Source organism: Photorhabdus kayaii (genome assembly GCF_025384895.1).
Classification (GTDB): Bacteria; Pseudomonadota; Gammaproteobacteria; order Enterobacterales; family Enterobacteriaceae; genus Photorhabdus; species Photorhabdus kayaii.
Genome location: NZ_JAJAFZ010000204.1, coordinates 1 through 892 on the forward strand (window position 1 = coordinate 1; position 892 = coordinate 892).

Below are 892 nucleotides of genomic sequence, written 5' to 3' on the forward strand. Positions count from 1 at the left end.
CATCCGGCAACCAGCGGCCCAGATCGCTGGTCTTATAGAGCCGGGCCGCTGGTTCATCGCTAAACGGATCGGCAATAAAGCGCTCCGCCGTCAATTCCGGGCGGTTTAAATAGCCACGCGCTACCCCAGCCCCACCGATATGGAGCTCACCGGCCACCCCAATCGGTACCGGCTGATTATAACTGTCCAGAATATAAATTTGTGTGTTAGCAATAGGGGAGCCTATTGGTACTTCTCTTTGTGTAAAAGAAGTATCCTGATCAAAGGCGATTGTGAGTACATGCACCGTTGTCTCGGTTGGGCCATAAGTATTGAGCCAACGACATTCCTTAGTGCTCGGACTCGCTAACCATTGCATCAATTGATGGTACTCGGCTTTCTCCCCTCCAACCGTAACTGAACGTAAACTAGAATTTAATAAACAACGACCCAAGCTGATTTCTCGCACCCACTGATGCCAGAAAGCTGTAGGTAAATCGACTACTGTAATATTGTGGTGTTGTAAGAAAGCAATAAATGCCGCATCTGGTACCATCAAGTATTCTGGACGTAACACCAATAGGGCTCCTGCCGCGAATGTCGGGAATATTTCCCCAATAGAGGCATCAAACCCGAATGAAGCGAACTGCAGCACCCGATCACTGTGAGTCAAGCCTGTCATACGTAACTGTGCATAAATTAAATGAGCAACATTTCGATGTTCAACCATCACTCCTTTAGGCAAGCCAGTCGAACCCGAGGTGTAAATTACATACGCCAAGTGACTTGGGTTCAGCCCTAGAATCTCCGCTGAGGGATTGTGCATCGATTGTGTTGCCAACATTGACTGCACTTTCGTTTCATCCAACACCAATACCGGCACTGACAACTCCGGCAGCATCTCAAGTAAATT

At 48.2% G+C, this 892-nt stretch carries 1 protein-coding gene; it reads right to left on the reverse strand.

Annotated elements, in window-relative coordinates; genetic code table 11:
• A partial coding sequence (locus LGZ98_RS23915; RefSeq protein WP_262978748.1) for an AMP-binding protein occupies positions 1 to 892 on the reverse strand: 892 nt, incomplete at both ends.